The sequence below is a fragment of the Rhodospira trueperi genome (assembly GCF_900101965.1).
GTDB classification, from domain to species: domain Bacteria; phylum Pseudomonadota; class Alphaproteobacteria; order Rhodospirillales; family Rhodospirillaceae; genus Rhodospira; species Rhodospira trueperi.
Genome location: NZ_FNAP01000003.1, coordinates 226429 through 245715 on the forward strand (window position 1 = coordinate 226429; position 19287 = coordinate 245715).

16 protein-coding genes are annotated in these 19287 nt (G+C 67.3%); 8 read left to right on the forward strand and 8 right to left on the reverse strand.

The window, feature by feature from the left end; translation table 11 throughout:
- Window positions 1–92: 92 nt before the first annotated feature.
- Together thrS and infC are read left to right on the forward strand one after the other, a co-directional pair.
- Window positions 93–2078, forward strand: a complete 1986-nt coding sequence (thrS, locus tag BLS85_RS06095; protein WP_092783756.1) for a threonine--tRNA ligase — start codon at window positions 93–95, stop codon at window positions 2076–2078.
- A 97-nt stretch (window positions 2079–2175) separates the two neighbouring features.
- On the forward strand, window positions 2176–2697 hold the full coding sequence (gene infC, locus BLS85_RS06100) for a translation initiation factor IF-3 (RefSeq protein ID WP_092783759.1): 522 nt from the start codon (window positions 2176–2178) through the stop codon (window positions 2695–2697).
- A 109-nt stretch (window positions 2698–2806) separates the two neighbouring features.
- Here infC and grxD read toward each other — a convergent pair whose 3' ends face one another.
- The 3 genes from grxD to BLS85_RS06115 all read right to left on the reverse strand — a co-directional run bounded on the left by grxD (window position 2807) and on the right by BLS85_RS06115 (window position 7041).
- On the reverse strand, window positions 2807–3148 hold the full coding sequence (gene grxD, locus BLS85_RS06105) for a Grx4 family monothiol glutaredoxin (protein WP_092783762.1): 342 nt from the start codon (window positions 3146–3148) through the stop codon (window positions 2807–2809).
- A gap of 116 nt (window positions 3149–3264) precedes the next feature.
- Window positions 3265–6087, reverse strand: coding sequence for an isoleucine--tRNA ligase (gene ileS / locus BLS85_RS06110; RefSeq protein WP_092783765.1), 2823 nt, complete (start codon window positions 6085–6087; stop codon window positions 3265–3267).
- Between the two features lie 3 nt (window positions 6088–6090).
- Window positions 6091–7041 carry a bifunctional riboflavin kinase/FAD synthetase gene (locus BLS85_RS06115; RefSeq protein ID WP_092784067.1) on the reverse strand — a complete coding sequence of 317 codons (951 nt, stop codon included), beginning with the start codon at window positions 7039–7041 and terminating at the stop codon, window positions 6091–6093.
- 370 nt (window positions 7042–7411) lie between these two features.
- Between BLS85_RS06115 and BLS85_RS06120 the strand changes: the two genes are divergently transcribed.
- Genes BLS85_RS06120 through BLS85_RS06130 form a run of 3 tightly spaced genes read left to right on the forward strand, consistent with a single transcriptional unit; the run spans window position 7412 to window position 11801 of the window.
- Complete coding sequence (locus BLS85_RS06120) at window positions 7412–9301, forward strand: peptidylprolyl isomerase (RefSeq protein WP_176793414.1); 1890 nt, start codon at window positions 7412–7414, stop codon at window positions 9299–9301.
- A 13-nt stretch (window positions 9302–9314) separates the two neighbouring features.
- Window positions 9315–10814 carry an anthranilate synthase component I gene (trpE, locus tag BLS85_RS06125; protein WP_092783771.1) on the forward strand — a complete coding sequence of 500 codons (1500 nt, stop codon included), beginning with the start codon at window positions 9315–9317 and terminating at the stop codon, window positions 10812–10814.
- Between the two features lie 36 nt (window positions 10815–10850).
- A complete protein-coding gene (locus BLS85_RS06130; RefSeq protein WP_092783774.1) occupies window positions 10851–11801 on the forward strand; it encodes a hypothetical protein in 951 nt (316 codons plus the stop codon).
- Between the two features lie 172 nt (window positions 11802–11973).
- On the opposite strand, the gene BLS85_RS06135 is transcribed toward BLS85_RS06130, so the two are convergent.
- The 5 genes from BLS85_RS06135 to flgF all read right to left on the reverse strand — a co-directional run bounded on the left by BLS85_RS06135 (window position 11974) and on the right by flgF (window position 16248).
- Window positions 11974–12324: a flagellar biosynthesis regulator FlaF gene (locus BLS85_RS06135; RefSeq protein ID WP_092783777.1), complete on the reverse strand. Its 351-nt coding sequence runs from the start codon at window positions 12322–12324 to the stop codon at window positions 11974–11976.
- Between the two features lie 320 nt (window positions 12325–12644).
- Window positions 12645–13436 carry a flagellar basal body L-ring protein FlgH gene (gene flgH / locus BLS85_RS06140; protein WP_092784070.1) on the reverse strand — a complete coding sequence of 264 codons (792 nt, stop codon included), beginning with the start codon at window positions 13434–13436 and terminating at the stop codon, window positions 12645–12647.
- 64 nt (window positions 13437–13500) lie between these two features.
- Window positions 13501–14652 (reverse strand): flagellar basal body P-ring formation chaperone FlgA, encoded by a 1152-nt coding sequence (gene flgA, locus BLS85_RS06145; protein WP_092783780.1) that lies wholly within the window; start codon window positions 14650–14652, stop codon window positions 13501–13503.
- 51 nt (window positions 14653–14703) lie between these two features.
- Complete coding sequence (gene flgG / locus BLS85_RS06150; protein ID WP_092783783.1) at window positions 14704–15489, reverse strand: flagellar basal-body rod protein FlgG; 786 nt, start codon at window positions 15487–15489, stop codon at window positions 14704–14706.
- Between the two features lie 15 nt (window positions 15490–15504).
- Window positions 15505–16248 (reverse strand): flagellar basal-body rod protein FlgF, encoded by a 744-nt coding sequence (flgF, locus tag BLS85_RS06155; protein ID WP_092783786.1) that lies wholly within the window; start codon window positions 16246–16248, stop codon window positions 15505–15507.
- Window positions 16249–16739: 491 nt separating this feature from the next.
- Here flgF and BLS85_RS06160 point away from each other — a divergent pair, with 491 nt between their 5' ends.
- From BLS85_RS06160 to BLS85_RS06170, 3 genes are all read left to right on the forward strand, one after another.
- Complete coding sequence (locus tag BLS85_RS06160; RefSeq protein WP_092783789.1) at window positions 16740–17324, forward strand: flagellar basal body-associated FliL family protein; 585 nt, start codon at window positions 16740–16742, stop codon at window positions 17322–17324.
- Window positions 17325–17381: 57 nt separating this feature from the next.
- Complete coding sequence (gene fliM, locus BLS85_RS06165) at window positions 17382–18569, forward strand: flagellar motor switch protein FliM (RefSeq protein ID WP_092783792.1); 1188 nt, start codon at window positions 17382–17384, stop codon at window positions 18567–18569.
- An 81-nt stretch (window positions 18570–18650) separates the two neighbouring features.
- Window positions 18651–19247 (forward strand): DUF6468 domain-containing protein, encoded by a 597-nt coding sequence (locus BLS85_RS06170; protein ID WP_092783795.1) that lies wholly within the window; start codon window positions 18651–18653, stop codon window positions 19245–19247.
- Window positions 19248–19287: the final 40 nt, after the last annotated feature.

Below are 19287 nucleotides of genomic sequence, written 5' to 3' on the forward strand. Positions count from 1 at the left end.
CACCCTTGTATTGCTCCGACCTCGGACAGCGCCCGCCACCGCGCGGACGCCCGCGCCGCGTCGGGACCGCTCTTTGTGAAGGTCTGATCCCCATGGTTGCGATCACGCTGCCCGACGGCAGTCAACGCCAGTACGAAGGCCCGGTTTCGGGCCTGGACATCGCCAAGGACATCGGCCCCGGCCTCGCCAAGGCCGCGCTCGCCTGCGCCGTGAACGGCGAGATGTGGGACCTGACGCGCCCCATCGAAACCGACGCCTCCGTCGCCCTGATCACGGCCAAGGACGGCGAGTCGGCCCTGGAGCTGATCCGCCACGACGCCGCCCACGTCATGGCAGAGGCGGTGCAGGAGTTGTACCCCGGCACCCAGGTGACCATCGGGCCGGCCATCGAGAACGGCTTCTACTACGACTTCGCCCGCGACGAGCCGTTCACGCCCGAGGACCTGGAGAGGATCGAGGCCCGCATGCGCGAGATCGTCGCCCGCGACGAGGCCATCGTGCGCGAGGTCTGGGACCGCAACGAGGCCATCGCCTGGTTCAAGGACCAGGGCGAGCACTACAAGGCCGAGATCATCGCCGACCTGCCGGCCGGCGAGCCGATCACGGTCTACCGCCAAGGCGACTGGCTGGACCTGTGCCGGGGGCCGCACCTGCCCTCCACGGGCAAGCTGGGCACGGCCTTCAAGCTGACCAAGCTGGCCGGCGCTTACTGGCGCGGCGATTCGCGCAACCCCATGCTGCAACGCATCTACGGCACGGCCTGGGCCACGGACAAGCAGCTCAAGGACTACCTCCACATGCTGGAGGAGGCGGAAAAGCGCGACCATCGCCGCCTGGGCCGCGAGATGGACCTGTTCCACTTCGAGGACTACGCGCCGGGTTCGGTGTTCTGGCACCCCAAGGGCTGGACGCTGTTCCAGACGCTGATCAGCTTCGTGCGGCGGCGCCAGGGCGCGGCCGGGTTCCTGGAAGTGAACACGCCGGACATGATGGATCGCAGCCTGTGGGAGGTCTCTGGCCACTGGCAGAATTACCGCGAGAACATGTTCACGACGAAGACCGAGGACGAGCGCGATTTCGCCCTCAAGCCGATGAACTGCCCCGGTCATTTCGCCATTTACAAGAACGCCCTGCGCAGCTACCGCGAGTTGCCGCTGAAGGTGGGTGAGTTCGGCAAGGTGCATCGCTACGAGCCGTCGGGCGCGCTGCATGGCCTGATGCGCGTGCGCAGCTTCACCCAGGACGACGCCCATGTGTTCTGCACGCCGGACCAGTTGCGCGAGGAATGCCTGAAGCTGAACAGCCTCATCCTGGGGCTGTACGAGGATTTCGGCTTTCAGGACCTGACCATCAAGCTGGCGACGCGGCCCGAAAAGCGGGTCGGCTCCGACGACCTCTGGGACGCCGCCGAGGCGGCGCTGCAGGGCGTGCTCGACGAGGTGGTCGCGCGCAGCGACGGCCGCATCAAGGCGTCGGTCAACCCCGGCGAGGGCGTGTTCTACGGGCCGAAGCTGGAATACGTGCTGCGCGACGCCATCGGCCGCGACTGGCAGTGCGGCACGGTCCAGGTGGACTTCAACCTGCCCGGCCGCTTCGACGCCAGCTATATCGGCGCCGACGGCGAGCGCCACGTGCCGGTGATGATCCACCGTGCCATGTTCGGCTCGCTGGAACGCTTCACGGGCATTCTGGTCGAGCACTACGCCGGCCGGTTCCCGCTGTGGCTGGCGCCGGTGCAGGTGGTGGTGGCGACCATCACCGGCGAGGCCGACGGCTACGCCCGCGAGGTTCAGGCCGCGTTCCAGGCGGCCGGTCTGCGGGCCGAGGTCGATCTGCGCAACGAGAAGATCAACTACAAGGTTCGCGAGCACTCCAACGCCAAGGTGCCGGTCATCGCCGTGGTCGGCAAGCGCGAGGCCGAGGAGCGCACGGTCGCCTTGCGCCGCCTGGGCGGCGCGAGTCAGGAAGTTCTTGCGCTCGCGGACGCACTGGATACACTTGTGACTGAATCGATGCCGCCGGATCTGCGTTCACGCGTGGCACCGGAGGCCACCGACGGCGTCAGCCGCGTGGCCTGATACGGCGCGACGACGCAACCGGGGCGGTGTCGGGTCGCCCTGCCAACAGTAACACCACCGGAAACAACGGAAGAGGCATCCCATAGCTAGGCCACCAATGACGGCGCCGCCGACCCGGGATGGGCCGCGCGTCAATGATGCGATCAAGGTTCCGCAGGTGCGGTTGATCGACGCTGAGGGGGAAAACGTCGGGGTCGTCGGCATTCGCGACGCCCTGCATCAGGCCGAGGACGCGGGTCTCGATCTTGTCGAGATCTCGCCCAATGCCGATCCGCCCGTGTGCAAAATTCTGGACTACGGCAAGTTCAAATACGAAAACCAGAAAAAGAAGAACGAAGCCAAGAAGCGCCAGCGGGTCATCGAGGTCAAGGAGATCAAGCTCCGGCCGAACATCGATGAACACGACTATGTCGTGAAGATGAAGAACTGCTATAAGTTCTTGTCCGATGGCGATAAGGTCAAGATCACCTTGCGCTTCCGCGGCCGCGAGATGGCGCACCAGGACCTCGGCATGAAGGTGCTGATCCGCGTGCGCGACGACATGGCCGAACTCGCCAAGGTCGAGCAGTTGCCGAAGATGGAAGGCCGCCAGATGATCATGGTGATGGCCCCGAAGTAAGGGCGGCCGCCGTGGCCTGAGGCACCGGACGAGGCCGGGGCGAGGACGACAGTCCCGCCCCGTTTCGTGTTTGCTGGGGCACGCGGTCTGGCGCCCCCGCTTCGGCGCGTTACGCCGGCGCCGTCGTCGGCACGCCCTTGTCGCGGAGCAGCGCCGCCAGTTCGCCGGACTCGGCCATCTCGCGCACGATGTCGCAGCCGCCGACGAATTCGCCCTTGACGTAAAGCTGGGGGATCGTCGGCCAGTTGGCGAAGTCCTTGATCCCCTGCCGGATCTCCTCGTCCTCCAGCACGTTGACGCCCTTGTACGTCACCCCCAGGTGAGCCAGCACCTGCGCGACGGCCGCCGAGAAACCGCATTGCGGGAACATGGGCGAGCCCTTCATGTACAGCACCACGTCGGTGCCGGAGATCTCATCGCGGATGCGGTCGAAAACGGCGCTCTCACTCATGGTCTGGTCTTTCCTGATCCAATCCGGTGGGGACGGGGCCAGCGCGCGCGACGGTTCGGCCCCGTATTGGTTCGAGGGCATATGGCGTCCCGCATCGGGCCTGTCAACGCCGCCAATTACACCGTCGCCCCAAGACCCGACAGCACGTCGGCGCAGCGGCCGCACACGCCCTCGTAGGCGTGCGTGCCCACGTCGGGCAGCACCTTCCAGCAGCGCTGACACTTCTCGCCCTCGGCGAGGGTCACCACCACGGCCACGGCGTCCTCGCCCTCCAGGCGGAAGGCGTCGGTGGGTGCTTCCGCGTCCGCCTTCAGCGTGATGTCGGAGGTAATGCACAGGGCGGTCAGGTCCAGCCCCTCGCAGGCCGCGACCACGTCGGCCGGCGCGTACACCACCGGATGGGCCTGGAGGCTGGCGCCGATCTCCTTGGCCGCGCGCGCCTTTTCCAGCGCGCCGGTGACCACCCGGCGCAGACGGCGCACCTTGGCCCACTTCTCGGCCAGGGCCTCGTTGCGCCAGTCCGCCGGCACGGTCGGGAAGACCTTGTCGTGGACCGTCTCGTCCTCGCCCGGATTGCGGCACAGCCACGCCTCGTCGGCGGTGAAGCTGATGAACGGCGCCAGCCAGCGCACCAGGTGATCGAACAGGATGTCGAGCACGGTGCGCGCCGCCCGCCGCCGGCTGTCATCGGCCGCGTCGCAGTAGATGGCGTCCTTGCGGATGTCGAAGTAGAACGCCGACAGGTCGTTCGAACAGAAGTGGTGCAGCTCCTGGAACAGGGTGTGGAAGTCGAAATCGTGGATGCACTGGCGCGCCAGCGCGTCCAGTTCGGTCAGTCGGTGCAGGACCCAGCGTTCCAGTTCCGGCATCTCCTCGACCGGCAGCCGTTCGGCGTCGGAGAAGCCGTCCAGGCTGCCCAGCATGAAACGCAGGGTGTTGCGCAGACGGCGGTAGCTGTCGCCCACCTGCTTGAGGATGGACTTGCCGAAGCGCAGGTCATTCGAATAATCGGCGGAAACCACCCAAAGCCGGAGAATATCGGCGCCCATGTCCTCCCAGACGTCCTTGGGCGAGATGACGTTGCCCTTGGACTTGGACATTTTGTCCTCGCCCTTCTCGTCCAGGATGAAGCCGTGGGTCAGCACGGCCTCGTAGGGCGGACGGCCGCGCGTGCCGCACGACACCAGCAGTGACGAGTGGAACCAGCCCCGGTGCTGATCCGAACCCTCCAGGTACAGCGAGGCCGGCCATTGCAGGTCGTCGCGCGCCTCCAGCACGAAGGCGTGGGTGGCGCCGCTGTCGAACCAGACCTCGACGATGTCGGTGACCTTGTCGTAGTCGTCCGGATTGTGGTCGTTGCCCAGGAAGCGCGCCTTGGCGCCCTCATGGAACCAGCAGTCGGAGCCCTCGACCTCGAAGGCGTCGGCGATGCGGTCCAGCACCGCCTGATCGCGCAGGGGTTCGCCCGATTGCTTGTGAACGAAGATGGGCATCGGCACGCCCCAGGCCCGCTGGCGCGACACGCACCAGTCCGGCCGGCCCTCGATCATGGACCGGATACGGTTGTAGCCGGTGCCCGGCACCCAGCGCGTGGCGTCGATCCCCGCCAGGGCCTTCTGGCGCAGGTCGTTCGTCTCCATGGAGATGAACCACTGCGGCGTGTTGCGGAAGATCAGCGGCGCCTTGGACCGCCACGAGTGCGGATAGCTGTGGACCAGCTTTCCATGCGCCAGCAGGGCGCCGACGTCCTTCATGGCGTCCAGGACGGCCGGAGCGACCTTGAACACGTGCTGGCCGGCGAACAGCGGCACATGGTCGAAATACAGGCCGTCGCCGTTCACCGTGTCGGGCACCGCCATGCCGTGCGCCATGCCCAGCCAGTAGTCGTCCTCGCCGTGACCCGGGGCGATGTGGACGAAACCCGTCCCCTGGTCGGTGGTGACGAAATCGCCCGGCAGCAGCGGCACCGGGAAATCATAGCCCTTGCCGTGCCACGGGTGGTGGCAGACCGCGCCTTTGAGGTCGGCGCCCTGGAAGGTGGCGGCGATCTCGTGGCCGGTGATGCCGGCATCGGCGCACACCTGCTCGACTAGGTCCTTGGCCACGGCGAAGCGCTCGCCCGGCACGGCGAGGCTGTCCTCGGCGACGGCGGTCACGCGCACCACGGCATAGGCCATGTCCTCGCCATAGGCGATGGCGCGGTTGCCGGGCATGGTCCACGGCGTGGTGGTCCAGATGACGATGTTGGCGTTCTCCAGTTCCGCCAGCGGCGCCCGATGGACCGGGAAGCGCACCCAGATGGTGGTCGAGGTGTGGTCGTGGTACTCGACCTCGGCGTCGGCCAGCGCGGTCTTCTCGACCACGGACCACATCACCGGACGCGCGCCCCGGTACAGCCCGCCGTTCATCAGGAACTTGCCGAGTTCGCGGGCAATCTGCGCCTCGGCCGGGAACGCCATCGTGGTGTATGGGGTGTCCCAGTCGCCGATGACGCCCAGGCGCTTGAACTCCTCGCGTTGGATGCCGATCCAGTGTTCGGCGAAGTCCCGGCATTCCTTGCGGAAGGCGACCGGATCCACGCTGTCCTTGTCCTGGCCGCGCTTGCGGTAGCCCTCCTCGATCTTCCATTCGATGGGCAGGCCGTGGCAGTCCCAGCCGGGGACGTAATTCGAATCCTTGCCCAGCATCTGGTGGGCGCGGGTGATGACATCCTTGAGGATCTTGTTGAGCGCGTGGCCCATGTGCAGGTGGCCGTTGGCGTAGGGCGGGCCGTCGTGAAGAATGAACTTCTCACGGCCCTTCGACTGCTCGCGCAGCCGCCGGTACAGATCCATGCGCTGCCAGCGCGCCAGAATCTCCGGCTCCTTCCGCGCCAGTCCGGCCTTCATGGGAAAGTCGGTGCGGGGCAGGAAGACGGTCTTCTTGTAGTCCACGCTCATCGTTCAGCCCTTGGCATCAAGCAGCCGGCGCGCCTGTTCGGCGTCCGCCGCGATCTGGGCCTTGAGTGCGTCAAGGCCGTCGAATTTCCGTTCCGGCCGCAGATGGGCGACCATCTGGACCCGCAGGTGCTGACCGTACAGGTCGCCCGCGAAGTCGAACAGATGGACCTCCAGCAGCGGTGTCGTTTCGTCGAAGGTGGGCCGCCGGCCGTAGTTCGCCACGCCGGGCCGCCATTCCGTCGCGCGCCCCCTGTCGACCCCGGCCCAGACGGCGTAAACCCCGTCCGCCGGCCGCACGTAGTCGCCCAGGCGCAGGTTGGCGGTGGGGAAACCGATCAGGCGGCCGCGCGCGTCACCATGCTCGACCCGGCCCTCGACCTCCCACAGGTGCCCCAGCACGGCGGCGGCCTCGTCGATGCGACCGGCCTGGATGGCCTCGCGCGCCCGGGTCGAGGACAGCACCCGGCCGTCCGCGTCGGTGACGGGTGCCACGGCGGTCACCCCGAAGCCCAGGTCGGTGGCCATGGCCCGCAACAGGGCGGCGTCGCCGCGCCGGCCCCGGCCGAACCGGTAGTCCTCGCCGATCACCACATGGCGCACGCCCAGGCCTCCGACCAGCACGTCGCGCACGAACCACTCCGGCGGATGGGTGGCGAAGGCCTTGTCGAAATGCTGGAGATAGAGGAAATGGGCGCCCAGGTCCTCGATTCGGTGGGCCTTGGTGCGCAACCCCGACAGCGCGAACGGCGGCAGGTCCGGCTGGAACAGGCGGCGCGGATGCGGGTCGAAGGTCATGACCCCGAACGGCGCCTCCGTACCCAGCGCGCGGGCCGCCGCGCCGGCGGTCTCGATCACCATGCGGTGGCCGCGATGGACGCCGTCGAAGTTGCCCAGCGCCACCGCCCCGCCGCGACAGGCGGGCGGAAATTCGTCATGGTGGCGCACGATGCGCATGGCGGGCGCGGCTCCAGAGTGGGGTGATGGGCGGTCGGGAGGAACGGCGCCCACAGGTAGGCGATCCGGCGCGACCGCGCAAGGCGCAATGCGGGCGGGCGCCCCACAGGCCGATGTCAACGTCCCGCAGCGTTCTCATGCCCGAAAACCCCGTGCACCGCTCCGCGCGGCCGCCCGGTGGCGGCCGGCTCGCGCTGCACCGTCTGGCCGAGACGCTGGAGAGGCCATTGGCGGACGGAGACGCGCCTTTGCCGCAATCATCTCGGCGTTTTCGTTGCGGCGCGCGGCCCGCGCCCCTATCATGCGCCGCCATTCGTCAGCCCCGGCGCGGGGCGGCGCGGCACCAGAACATCACGGCACGGGTGAGGGCATGCTCGACAGTTTCCGCAAGGCGTCTAAGTCCTGGTTTGCCAAGGGTCTGCTGGGCCTGCTCATCCTCAGCTTCGGGGCCTGGGGCATCGGCGATTTCATCTCCAGCGGCGGCGGACAGACCCCGGCGATCACGGTCGGCGACACCGCCATCGGCACCGGCGCACTGCGCGAGGACCTGAACCGCGAGGTTTCCGCCCTGCGCGACCAGTTGGGCCAAGACATCACCACCGAGCAGGCCATCCAGTTCGGCTTCCTGGACCGCGCCATCGGCCGCATGGTGACCCAGGCAACCCAGATCGAGACCGCCCGCGACTGGGGCATGGTCGTTCCCGATGCCGTCGTCGCCCGCACCATCAAGGCCGACCCCAACTTCGCCGCGGAGGACGGCCGCTTCGACCGCCAGTTGTTCGAACGGCTGCTGGCGGCCAACCGCCTGACCGAAAGCCAGTTCGCCGAGCAGGTGCGGCGCAGCCTTCTTCAGACCGCCCTCAGCGCCCCGGCAGCCGACGCCGCGCACGCCCCGGAAGGGCTGGTCGAGGACTTCGACCGGCACCGCAACGAGGCCCGGGCCGGCGAGGTGGTGTCGCTGTCCATCGCCGACGCGCCGGCGCCCTCCGAAACGCCCGACGAGGCGACGCTGGAACAGCTTTACCAGGACAACCTCGAGACCTTCACCGCGCCGGAATACCGCGCCGTCACCGCCATCGTGCTGACCCTGGCGCAGGCCCGGCCGCTGGTCGCGGTCAGTGACGAGGCCATCCGCGAGGCCTACGACGCCCGCAGCCACGAATTCTCCGCGCCGGAAACCCGCACGGTCGATCAGGTGGTGGCCGAGGACGAGCAGACCGCCCAGGCCGTGGTCGATGCCGTCCGGGCCGGCCGGACGCTCACCGACGCGGCCGCCGAAGCTGGCGCGCCCGCCCCCGTCGCCATGGGCGAGGTGACGCCGGACACGCTGCCCCAGGACCAGTCCCGGGCGGTGTTCTCCGTGCCCGAGGGGCAGGTCAGCGATCCGGTCGAGAGCGCCTTCGGCTGGCACGTCTTCCATGTCCGCGCGATCACGCCGGAGGCCACCCGGCCCCTGGAGGCCGTGCGCGACGAGATCCGCGCTGCCCTGGTGGACGAGCAGGCGGGGGAAGCGCTTTATGACCTGTCGGTGGACCTCGACGATGCCCTGGGGGGCGGCGCCACGCTGGAGGAGGCCGCCCAGGCGCTCGACCTGCCGCTGTTGACTCTGGAAGCGGTGGATCGGCAGGGCCGGGGGCCGGACGGAACGCCGGTGCCCGATCTGCCCGAGGCGCCGGCCTTCCTGGACACCGCCTTCTCATCCCAACCGGGCGAACAGACGCTGATGCGGGAGACCGGAACGGGCTATTTCGTGCTGCGCGTGGACGACGTGATCCCGCCCGCACCACGCCCGCTGGAGGATGTGCGCGCGCGGGTGGAGGCGCTGTGGGTCGACCAACGCAAGGCGGAGGCGACGCGCGCCCGTGCCGAGGCAATCCGCGATGCCGCCGGCGAGGGCCGCACCTTCGCCGGCGCCGCCGAAACCGTGGGCGCGACCGTGGAGGCTCTGCCCGCCGTGCGTCGCGATGGCCGCGCGGTGGAGGACGGCCAGACACCGCCGCCCGAGGATCTGGCCCGCCCCCTGTTCACCATGAACGAGGGCGGCATCCGCATCGTCGACTCCGGCGACGTCATCCATGTGCTGCATCTGATCGAGATCGACCGGGCCGCCGGTGGAACCGCCGAGACGCTCGCTCAAACGGAACAGGTGCTGCGCGAGTCCATCGCCGACGACCTGTTCGTGCAGTTCACAGACGCCCTGTCCCGCGCTCAGGGTGTGGAAATCAACCGCGCCGTCATCGAATCCGCCTTCATCGATTAGGGAAAACACCGTCATGGAGACCATGCCCGCCGCCGCCGATTTTCGCGCCACCTACATGGCCGGCCGCGCGCAGGTGGTCTGGACCCATCTGGTCGGCGACCTGGAAACGCCGGTCTCCGCGTTCCTCAAGATCTGCGAGACCCGGCCCTATTCCTTCCTGCTGGACAGCGTCGAGGGCGGCGCGGTGCGGGGCCGCTATTCCTTCCTGGGGCTGAAACCGGACCTGATCTGGCGCTGTCGCGGCAGCCGGGCGGAGATCAACCGCGACGCCCGCCACGACGCCCACGCCTTCGAGGCCGACGACCGGCCGCCGCTCGAGTCCCTGCGCGCCGTGGTCGCCGAAAGCCGCATCGACCTGCCCGCGGAACTGCCGCCGCTGGCCGCCGGCCTGGTCGGCTACATGGGCTATGACACCGTGCGGCTGGTGGAGCGCATCCCGGACGAGAACCCCGATCCCATCAACGTGCCAGACGGCGTCTTCATGCGCCCGACGGTGATGGTGGCCTTCGACAACATCAAGCACCGCCTGACCTTGGCCACGCCGGTGTGGCCACGCCCGGGCGTGGACGCCAACGCCGCGCTGGCATTGGCGCGCGAGCGCCTCGCCGACGTCAGCGCGGACCTGGACCGCGCCCTGCCGGTCTCGCGCCTGACCGCCGAGCCGGACCCGGAGCCCGAAGCCACCCCGATGATGGCCGCCGACGACTACAAGGCCAAGGTGCGCCGCGCCAAGGACTACATCATGGCCGGCGACATCTTTCAGGTGGTGCTGTCGCAGCGCTTCACGCTGCCGTTCCGGCTGCCGCCGTTCAGCCTGTACCGGGCACTCAGGCGGACCAATCCGTCCCCCTACATGGTCTACCTGGACATGGACGGCTACCAGATCGTCGGCGCCAGCCCCGAGATCCTGGTGCGGCTGAAGGACGGCGAGGTGACCATCCGGCCCATCGCCGGCACCCGCAAGCGCGGCGCCGATGCCGCCGAGGACACCGCCAACGCCGCCGAGCTGCTGGCCGACCCCAAGGAACGCGCCGAGCACCTGATGCTGCTCGACCTGGGCCGCAACGACGTCGGCCGCGTCGCCGAAGTGGGCACGGTGCGCGTCACCGGCCGGTTCTTCGTCGAATACTACAGCCACGTCATGCACATCGTGTCCAACGTGGTCGGGACACTGCGCGAGGGCCAGGACGCCATGGACGCGCTGATGGCCGGCTTCCCGGCCGGCACCGTCTCCGGCGCGCCCAAGGTGCGGGCCATGGAGATCATTGAGGAACTGGAGACCGTCCGCCGAGGCTTCTACGCCGGCACCGTCGGCTACATCTCCGCCGACGGCAACATGGACACCTGCATCGCCCTGCGCACCGCGCTGGTGAAGGACGGCGTGGTGCATATCCAGGCCGGCGGGGGGATCGTGGCGGACTCCGACCCGGAAATGGAACGCCAGGAGTGCTGGAACAAGGCCCAGGCGCTGATCGCGGCGGCCAAGCAGGCGGTGCGGTTCGCGGGGCGGTAGAATCAGTCGGAACAGCACGATCATGAAGAACGGACCATGACGACACCACGGTGGCCGCGCGCGCTGGCACTGTTGTCGGTGCTGACAGCCCTTGCTCTTGCTCCGACCGCTCCGGCCGCCGCGCAGTCCAGCGAGTGGACGACGGACTTCGGCCCGCTGGTGTTGACCGTGCGCGACGGCGACCGGGTGACCGGCGTCTATCCGTCCTACAACGGCCGGATCGAGGCCACCCTGAACCGTCGCGACAGCGCGCTTGAAGGGTTCTGGTTGCAACCGTCCTCGGAAATTCGCTGCGATCAGGCGCGGGACGGCACCCACTCCTGGGGCTTGGTTTCCTGGAGCCTGCGACAGGGCGGGACCCTTCAAGGCCAGTGGAGCTACTGCGGCAATCCGCCGGGGTCGGCGGGAGTGTGGAACGGGACCTTCGTTTCCGGGACGCACCCCATGGACACCGGCCGCGAACAGGCCCGGGTGAAGCCCCAGGCCCCAGCGCCGACACCGGCGCCGGTGCCGCCGCAGCACGCCTCCGGCGGAAACCCCGGCGAGCCCCGCCCCGACGCCATGGAGGTGGCCCGGTTCCTGTGGGGCCAGTATGCCGATCCGTCTCGCCTGAAGGTCCTGCGCGCGGACATCACCTGTGATGCCCGGGCGGATCTGGTGCTGGTCTACCTGGACCTGGACAGCCCGGACGGGCCGTCCCTGTCGGTCGCGGTGCGCGAGACCGGGGCGACGCTGGAACAAATTCCCGCGACCTATCTGGATTTCGACACCGGGACCTTCGCCTCTCTGTGTGGGCCCGGGCAGATGGTCGACGTGTCCGTGGTGGGGGATCTGGCCCCGGAACGCGTGCTCGACCTGACCGGGTTCTCATCGCCGCCGGCCTGCCGAGTCGGACTGCGGCTGGACGACGGCATGTGCGATTCCGTCTGGGTCTTCACCATGCCCGGGCAGGATCGTCTGACCGACCTGATCATCGGCCGGAACTGAAGCAAATCCCGAGCGGCCCGAAACGGACCGCGACGACGATTGACTTGAACGACGATTGGCTTGAACGACAAAGGGGCAGCGCGCGTTTGGAGCGGTCGAACTCGCGCGGAGCGGCCCACTCCCGACCGACGGGGGCCGAGCCTCGGGACGGCCAACCATGTGCCGGCCACGACTACGCCGACTCCGGTCGCTCGAACCCCTCCAACAAGCCTTCGGAGATCTGGAGGTTCGTGTTGACCAGAGTCATCAGATCTTCTTCGGTCAAGGGGTCCTTGCGCCCGGCGCAGGTTCGCGTCACGAACTGGGACAACTGCCTCAGGTTGTCCCGGACTTCCTGAGGCAAGGGACTGCCCTCGCCCGCCAGCGTCGTTTTGATCCCTGTCCAAACCCACACATTCGCCTGCAAGGCGGCGTCCAGGTCTTCCTGATTGCCGTCCTGATGAGCGCTGGACAGGGCAATCGCGATTTTGGTCAGACCGCCCGCGACATCCTTGATCGCCATATAACCGTTTTGTTCCGTCATGGTGAGGGTCCTTTTTCCGGTGGAGGCGTGACACGCCCCCCGCTTGCGAGCCCAAGCGGCTTGAGGCACCACGGAATGCCGCCCTCTCTGCTTCCCCCCGAAGCGGGCCGGTGACGACCAGGGATCGTCGGGCCCAATCCCGGCCCAACCGCGATCAGCCTTGCACCATCATACTGTAACGCGTGGATTTCCCCTCGTGTAGCTGACCAGAGGGCATGCCAACCCTTCCACATGGTCGGGCCGGCCCTTCGTTGGAAGGAGCCGGCCCGCCGCTTTGCCCGCATACTCGTTTGTCAGTGTGCCTGCCCGTCGGTCCCGGATCAGAATGGGAACAGGATGTCGTAGATCTGCTGACCGTAGCGCGGCTCGGTCAGGTCGCTGACCGATCCCCGGCCGCCGTAGGAAATGCGGGCCTCGGCGATCTTGTCCCATGCGATGGTGTTGTCCGAGCGCACGTCCTGGGGACGGATCACCCCCGTGACGGACAACTCCCGCAACTCGCCGGTCACCCGGACTTCCTGACGGCCGGCAATGACGAGGTTGCCGTTGGGTAGAACCTGAAGCACCACGGCCGCGAGGCGGATGTTGACGGTCTCCGAGCGCTGGAAGGTGCCGCCGCCCTGGTGCGAGCTTTCGGAGCCGAAATTGATCAGATCGGGGGGACTCACGGCATCCGGCAGGACCGTGCTCAGGCCCGCCTCATATCCCATGAAGGACGTCAGGCCAGCGTCCTCGTCGGTCGACCGCGCCCGGTTCATGGTGCTGGCCAGATTGGCCTGCTCGCCCTCGATATCGACCACGACGGTCAGGATATCGCCCACCTCGCTGGCGCGCTGGTCCTTGAAGAAGGCCCGCGCCCCGGGACGCCAGAGGCTGTTGGGATTGGGCTGGGCCACCTGGGGCGTCGGCATGGGCATGCTGACGGGCTTGTAGTCGCGTTGCAGGGTCGGGTTCTCGACGGCGCTCATGGCGGGCGGCTCGCCGACCTCGGCGAGGCGCTGCAGCATGGTACATCCGCCAAGAGCACCGCCGACCGCCACGGCGACGCCGGCCAGGACCAAGCCGCGCCGAACGCGACGGGCGGCGGTGGCGACGGATGGCGACAAGAGCATACGGCGTTCAGCGGTCATCGATCTTCTCCCTTGCCGACGGGCAAAGATGGTCGGGGCGTGGGCCTCATCGGGTTGCCACGGGCATCGGTTCGGTCCGCACCCGAACGGCATTGCGGCCACTCACGACGGCCAAAACCTCGGTACCGGAGCCCAGATTGGCCACCCGCACCGTCTCGCCGATGGCGCCGTCTTCCAGCGCCCGGCCGCGCGCGGTCACCGTCATGAACGGCGTCTCCAGGGTCATGGTCACGGGCGCGTTGCGGCTCACCATCTCGGGCGGTGTCACCTGACTGGCCCGCACCGGCTGGCCGGCCTGAATGCCGCGACGGGTGGCCTTGCCAATCAGGTCATGCGGGTCGAGCAGAATGTCGGGCCGCAGATCGCCCTGACGCATGGTGTCCCACCCGATGTCGTCCTCGGTGACCACCATGCCACTGCGAAGCGGCCGGTTCAGGACGGGGACATCTACGGCCACATGCACGGAGCCGGTCAGACGCACCGTGCGCGCACTCCCGCCGCCGCTGGGCACATCCACGCGCGCGCTAAACCGACCGGCGCGACTGTCATAGTAAAGGTCGCGGACCTCGACGCGGACCTGATCCGGACTGCCGACGGTGGCGTGAATATTCAGAGCGCTGATGTCCACCTCGGCGTTCGGGGACATGCCGGCCTCAAGCAGATGATCCCGCAGGGCCTCCAGAACATGGGACCGCCCGATGTCGTAGCCGCGCCGCTCTACCACCGCCCGGACGAAGCGGCTGGGCGCCTCCCAGGGCACACCGTATTCCACGGCCAAATCGTTCAGATAGCGCGCATCCAGCACCATCCGCTCACCGGGGGGCGGAGCGTACCCAATGGGAACGGCGGACAACTCGACGGGGAGCCCAACGAACAGATCCCCCAAAACCATGTACGGCTGTTCGATCATCGTCTCAGGCCGCAACGCCGCACGACCGACGCCACCCGCGCCGGGAATCCCGCCCAGGGCCGCCACCGCGCCAACCGTCGAATTCGTGCGCTGCGCCACATCGACCAGAGCATCGGCGAACGCAGCGATATCGGTGGAGCCGGCGCCCATCCGCGTATCCGCCGGCGCCCGTCCGGCACCGGTGGCGGGCAGGGCGATCTCGTTGGCCGCCGCTCCGACCGGCACAAGCAGGACCAGGCACAGGGCCACGGCGCTGACTCGGGTGGATTGCAACATGCTGCGGATCATGACGTTTCCCTCCCGCCGGGCGCCGAACGCCCGGGCGGCTGCGGCGGCCCCTTACTTCATCCGCGAGACGGTGGACATCATCTCGTCGGACGTCGTAATGACCTTTGAATTCATCTCATACGCGCGCTGCGCGCTAATGAGTTCGGTGATCTCCGCCACGACATTGACGTTCGAAGATTCCAGGAACCCCTGAAGAACGGTGCCGTATCCGGGCTGTCCGGGGTTGCTGCTGCTGGCCCCACCGGAAGCCTCCGTCTCGGTGAACAGGTTGTCCCCCTCGGGATTGAGACCGGCCTCGTTCGGGAAAATGGAAAGCTGGATCTGGCCGGCGTTCTGCATGGCGTTCTGGCCTTCCAGCTTGTAGAGCACCTCGCCCGACTTGTTGACGGTGATGCTCACGGCTTCGTTGGGAATGGCCTGGATGCCCTGAACCTTGTAGCCGTCATGGGTCACAACGTCGCCATCGGGGCTGAGCTGGAACGATCCGTCCCGCGTATAGCCGGTCTCGCCCGACGGCAGGTCGATCTGGAAATAGCCCTTGCCCTCGATCGCCAGGTCGAGGCTGTTGTCGGTGCTGAGCATGCTGCCCTGCTGCGTGATCCGGTAGACGGCGGCGGTCTTGACGCCCAGACCGACCTGCACGCCGGCCGGCACGATGTCGCCCGTGTCGGAGGATGTGGCCCCGGCACGCCGCAGCGACTGATACAGCAGATCGTGGAACTCGGTGCGACGGCGGGTGTAGGCCGTCGTGTTCATGTTGGCGATGTTGTTGGATATGACTTCAACGTTCTGCTGCTGCGCCAGCATTCCGGTTGCGCCGATATTGAGCGAACGCATGGTCTCCTCCGCCGCTTAAGCGTTCTGGGCGCCGGACAGGACTTTCATGGCCTGCCGCTGACGTTGCGATTCCGCCTCGATCATCTTCTGCACCGACTCATAGGCCCTCTGGACCTCGATCATGTGCGTGATCTGTTGGGTGGCCTCGACGTTCGACCCTTCCAGCATGCCTTGCTGAATGGCCGCGTCGGCGACCTCTTCCGGTTCCTGCTCACCCGCGTCGTAGACACCGTTCTCGACCCGAAGAAGCGCCTGCTCGTCCTCGAATGACACCACGCGCAGGCGGCCGATGTCCCCGTTCTCGGTGGACACGGTGCCGTTGCGTGAGACCGTGATCGTGCTTTCGTTGGGCGCGATGAAGAAGGGCGCGTCCTCGGTGCTCATGACCGGATGCCCCGATCCCGTCACGATCATGCCGTCGGCATTCAGCATCAAGCGGCCATTGCGGGTGTAGAAACGGCCGAAGTCGGTCTCGATCTCCAGATAGCCCCGCCCGTTGATGGCCAGATCCAGCGGATTGCCGGTTTCCTGCATGGGGCCGACCGACAGGTCCCTGTGAGTGCCAAGGTCCAGGGTATAGGCCACGGTGTCGGACCACGGCCCATCGCTGCCCCGGGAGCGCATCAGATAGTCGGTGAACACCATGGACTCGGTCTTGAAGCCAGGCGTGTTCATGTTCGCGATGTTGTTGGCCACCACATCCATTTGCCGCCACAGGGCGGTCTGCCGGGACAGGGCAATGTACGATGGTGATTGCATGGCGGTTCGGCCGTTTCCGTGGACTTGCGTTCCGTGACCTGAGGGGGCGCGCCGCATGCGCACGACTCCCGGCCCCACCCCATGCACCCGGTATGCCAAGATCGCTCAAAGAGCCCGCCAGGCGGGCGAAAACGCCCGTCCGCCGCCCCGATCCGGGCCGGACGCTCAACGTGCCTTCCGTGTTTTCGGTCATGGCCAAGGCCGGTCAGGGGGGCAAACCCATCCCTGCTGGGGGGGACCCCACCCTCCTGTTGCCGGGCAATTCTTACCGGCTTCGGAGTGGAGCCGCCGAACACCCGCGCCGCTGAACGAATTTTTAAGGAGTCCACGCCTACCCTGCCGAAGGATCAGGACGGTCGCCACCCCGGGCATCGGACGGGACAGCGTGGATCGTTCCAGGACCCTGGACGGATCGACGGGCGCCAGACCCGAGCCGGTGTCCGTCGTCGTGGTCCGCCTCAAGACACTTCTGCCACGGAACGCCGACGCCCATGTCCGACGACCTTGAAGAAGACTATGACGAGTCCGAAGACGGATTCGAGGAAGAGGGGCAATCATCCGGTCGCGGAGGCCGGAAAAAACTGCTTCTGATCCTCATTCCTGTTCTGCTTCTGGTTCTCGGAGCCGCCGGGGCTTTTTTCACGGGGCTCCTGGATCCCGTGTTCAACATGGTGATGGGTAGCGACAGTGAATCGCATGCCACCGCCGACGGTCATGGCGAAGACCACGGCGGCGGGGACGGTCACGGCGGAGAAGGCGGCGTTCTCGGACAGACCGTGTTCTATGACCTGCCGGAAATGGTGGTCGATCTGAACGCCGGGGGGCGACAGTCCCATTTCTTGAAGGTTCGTGTCAGCCTGGAGCTGGCCAGTCAGGCCGATGTCGCCCAGGTGGAAGCGGTCATGCCGCGCGTGATCGACAACTTTCAGGTCTTTCTGCGTGAGTTGCGCATTGAGGACCTTCAGGGTGCCGCCGGCATTTACCGCGTGCGCGAGGAACTGTTGCGCCGCATCAGCAATGCGGTGCGGCCTGCCCGCGTCAATGCCGTTCTGTTCAAGGAGATGCTGGTGCAGTAGGCGGGCCGCTTACGGCAGCACCGGCGTTTTGTCCCGAGACCCGAGGATACGGCCGACATGACCCCCTCCGACGAACCGGGCCGCGAGGTTTCAAAAGAAGAAGAAGAAGCCATGATGGCCGAGTGGGCCAGCATGGTCGATGACGACGCGGGCGGAGGCGAAGGCGAGGACGGCGGTGACGCCGATGCCATGGCCGCGGAATGGGAAGCCATGCTCGGCGACGATGTCGGCGGGGGCGACGACGGCACCGTCGTCGCCAGCGTGGCCGGCCGGGAGAGCACCCGCGTCCTCAATCAGGACGAGATCGACAGCCTGCTCGGCTTTGACGAGTCCGAGGAGGTCGCCGGCGATCAGTCCGGCATTCACGCCATCCTGAACAGCGCCCTGGTCTCCTATGAACGCCTGCCGATGCTGGAGGTGGTGTTCGACCGACTGGTGCGCATGATGTCCACCAGTCTGCGCAACTTCACGTCCGACAACGTGGAGGTCTCCCTCGACAACATCCTGTCGCTGCGCTTCGGGGACTATCTGAATTCGATTCCGCTGCCCGCCATGCTGTCGGTGTTCAAGGCGGAGGAATGGGACAACTCCGGGCTGCTGACCATCGATTCGTCGATGATCTATTCCGTCGTCGATGTGCTGCTCGGCGGTCGCCGGGGCACGGCGGCCATGCGCATTGAAGGCCGGCCCTACACCACCATCGAACGCAATCTGGTCGAGCGCTTGGTTCATGTGGTCCTGGCCGACCTGTCGGCCGCCTTCGACCCGCTGTCGCCGGTCACCTTCCGGTTCGAACGCCTGGAGACAAACCCCCGCTTCGCCACCATCTCGCGGCCGGCCAACGCGGCCATCGTCGCCAAGCTGCGCATCGACATGGAGGATCGCGGCGGGCGCCTCGAACTGCTCATCCCCTACGCCACGCTTGAACCCGTGCGTGAACTTCTGTTGCAGATGTTCATGGGCGAGAAGTTCGGCCGGGACTCCATTTGGGAAACCCACTTGGCCGAGGAGATGTGGTTCACGGAAGTGGAGATGGAAGCCATCCTCGACGAGGTCGAGATGCCGTTGCGTCAGGTCCTGAAACTTGAGGTCGGCTCCCAGATCATGTTCAACGCAACACCGGATTCCATCGTGATTCTGCGCTGCGGCGACGTGCCGATGTTCGCGGGCCGCATGGGGCGGCGCGGCAACAACATTGCCATTCGTGTCGATCGCAAGGCCCGGCAGAAAGCCAAGTCCGGTTGATCGGTCCCGATCATCCCGCCACCGAACGACGGGTGGGTCCCGAGTCCCGATCCTCTGTCATCCGGCAGCCCAGAGGCGCCCATGTCCCTCAGTCTGATCCTCGATATCCTGATCGTGGCGCTTCTTGTCCCCACCATCACGTTCGCCTGGATCCTGAACGGGCGGCTGGCCGACTTGCGTCGCAACCGCGACGAACTGGCGCGGCTCATCCAGAACTTCAATGAAGCGACGCATCGAGCCGAGGCCGGCATTCCGAAACTGCGCAAGGCCGCCGACGACGCCGGGCGCGCCCTGCAGGACCGGGTCGAGAAAGCCCAGACCCTGCGGGACGATCTGGCGTTCATGGTGGATCGCGCCGACACGATGCTGGGAAAGTTGGAAGATGGTGTGCAGGGACGGCGCACCCTGGACAGGAACGGGGGGACGGTATCGGCCGCACCCTCCGGAACGCGCGGTCGCTCCGGCGGACTGGCACAGGTCTCGGCTGGGGCGGGGCCCGTCGTGCCGGCTCCGCCCCCGGTGCCCGGGCGCGGCGCGGCCGGCCGCATGGCCGCGCTGGGGGCTGTGTCCCAGGCGCCGCTGGCGTCCGATGATGGCGACGAGGATGATTTTTATGTCGAGGACGAGCGCTCGGAAGCGGAACGCGAACTGCTGCGCGCCCTTCGGTCCTCGCGCTGATCCTGTCCCATCAATTCGTCGGCCCCCAGCGCCCGGACGG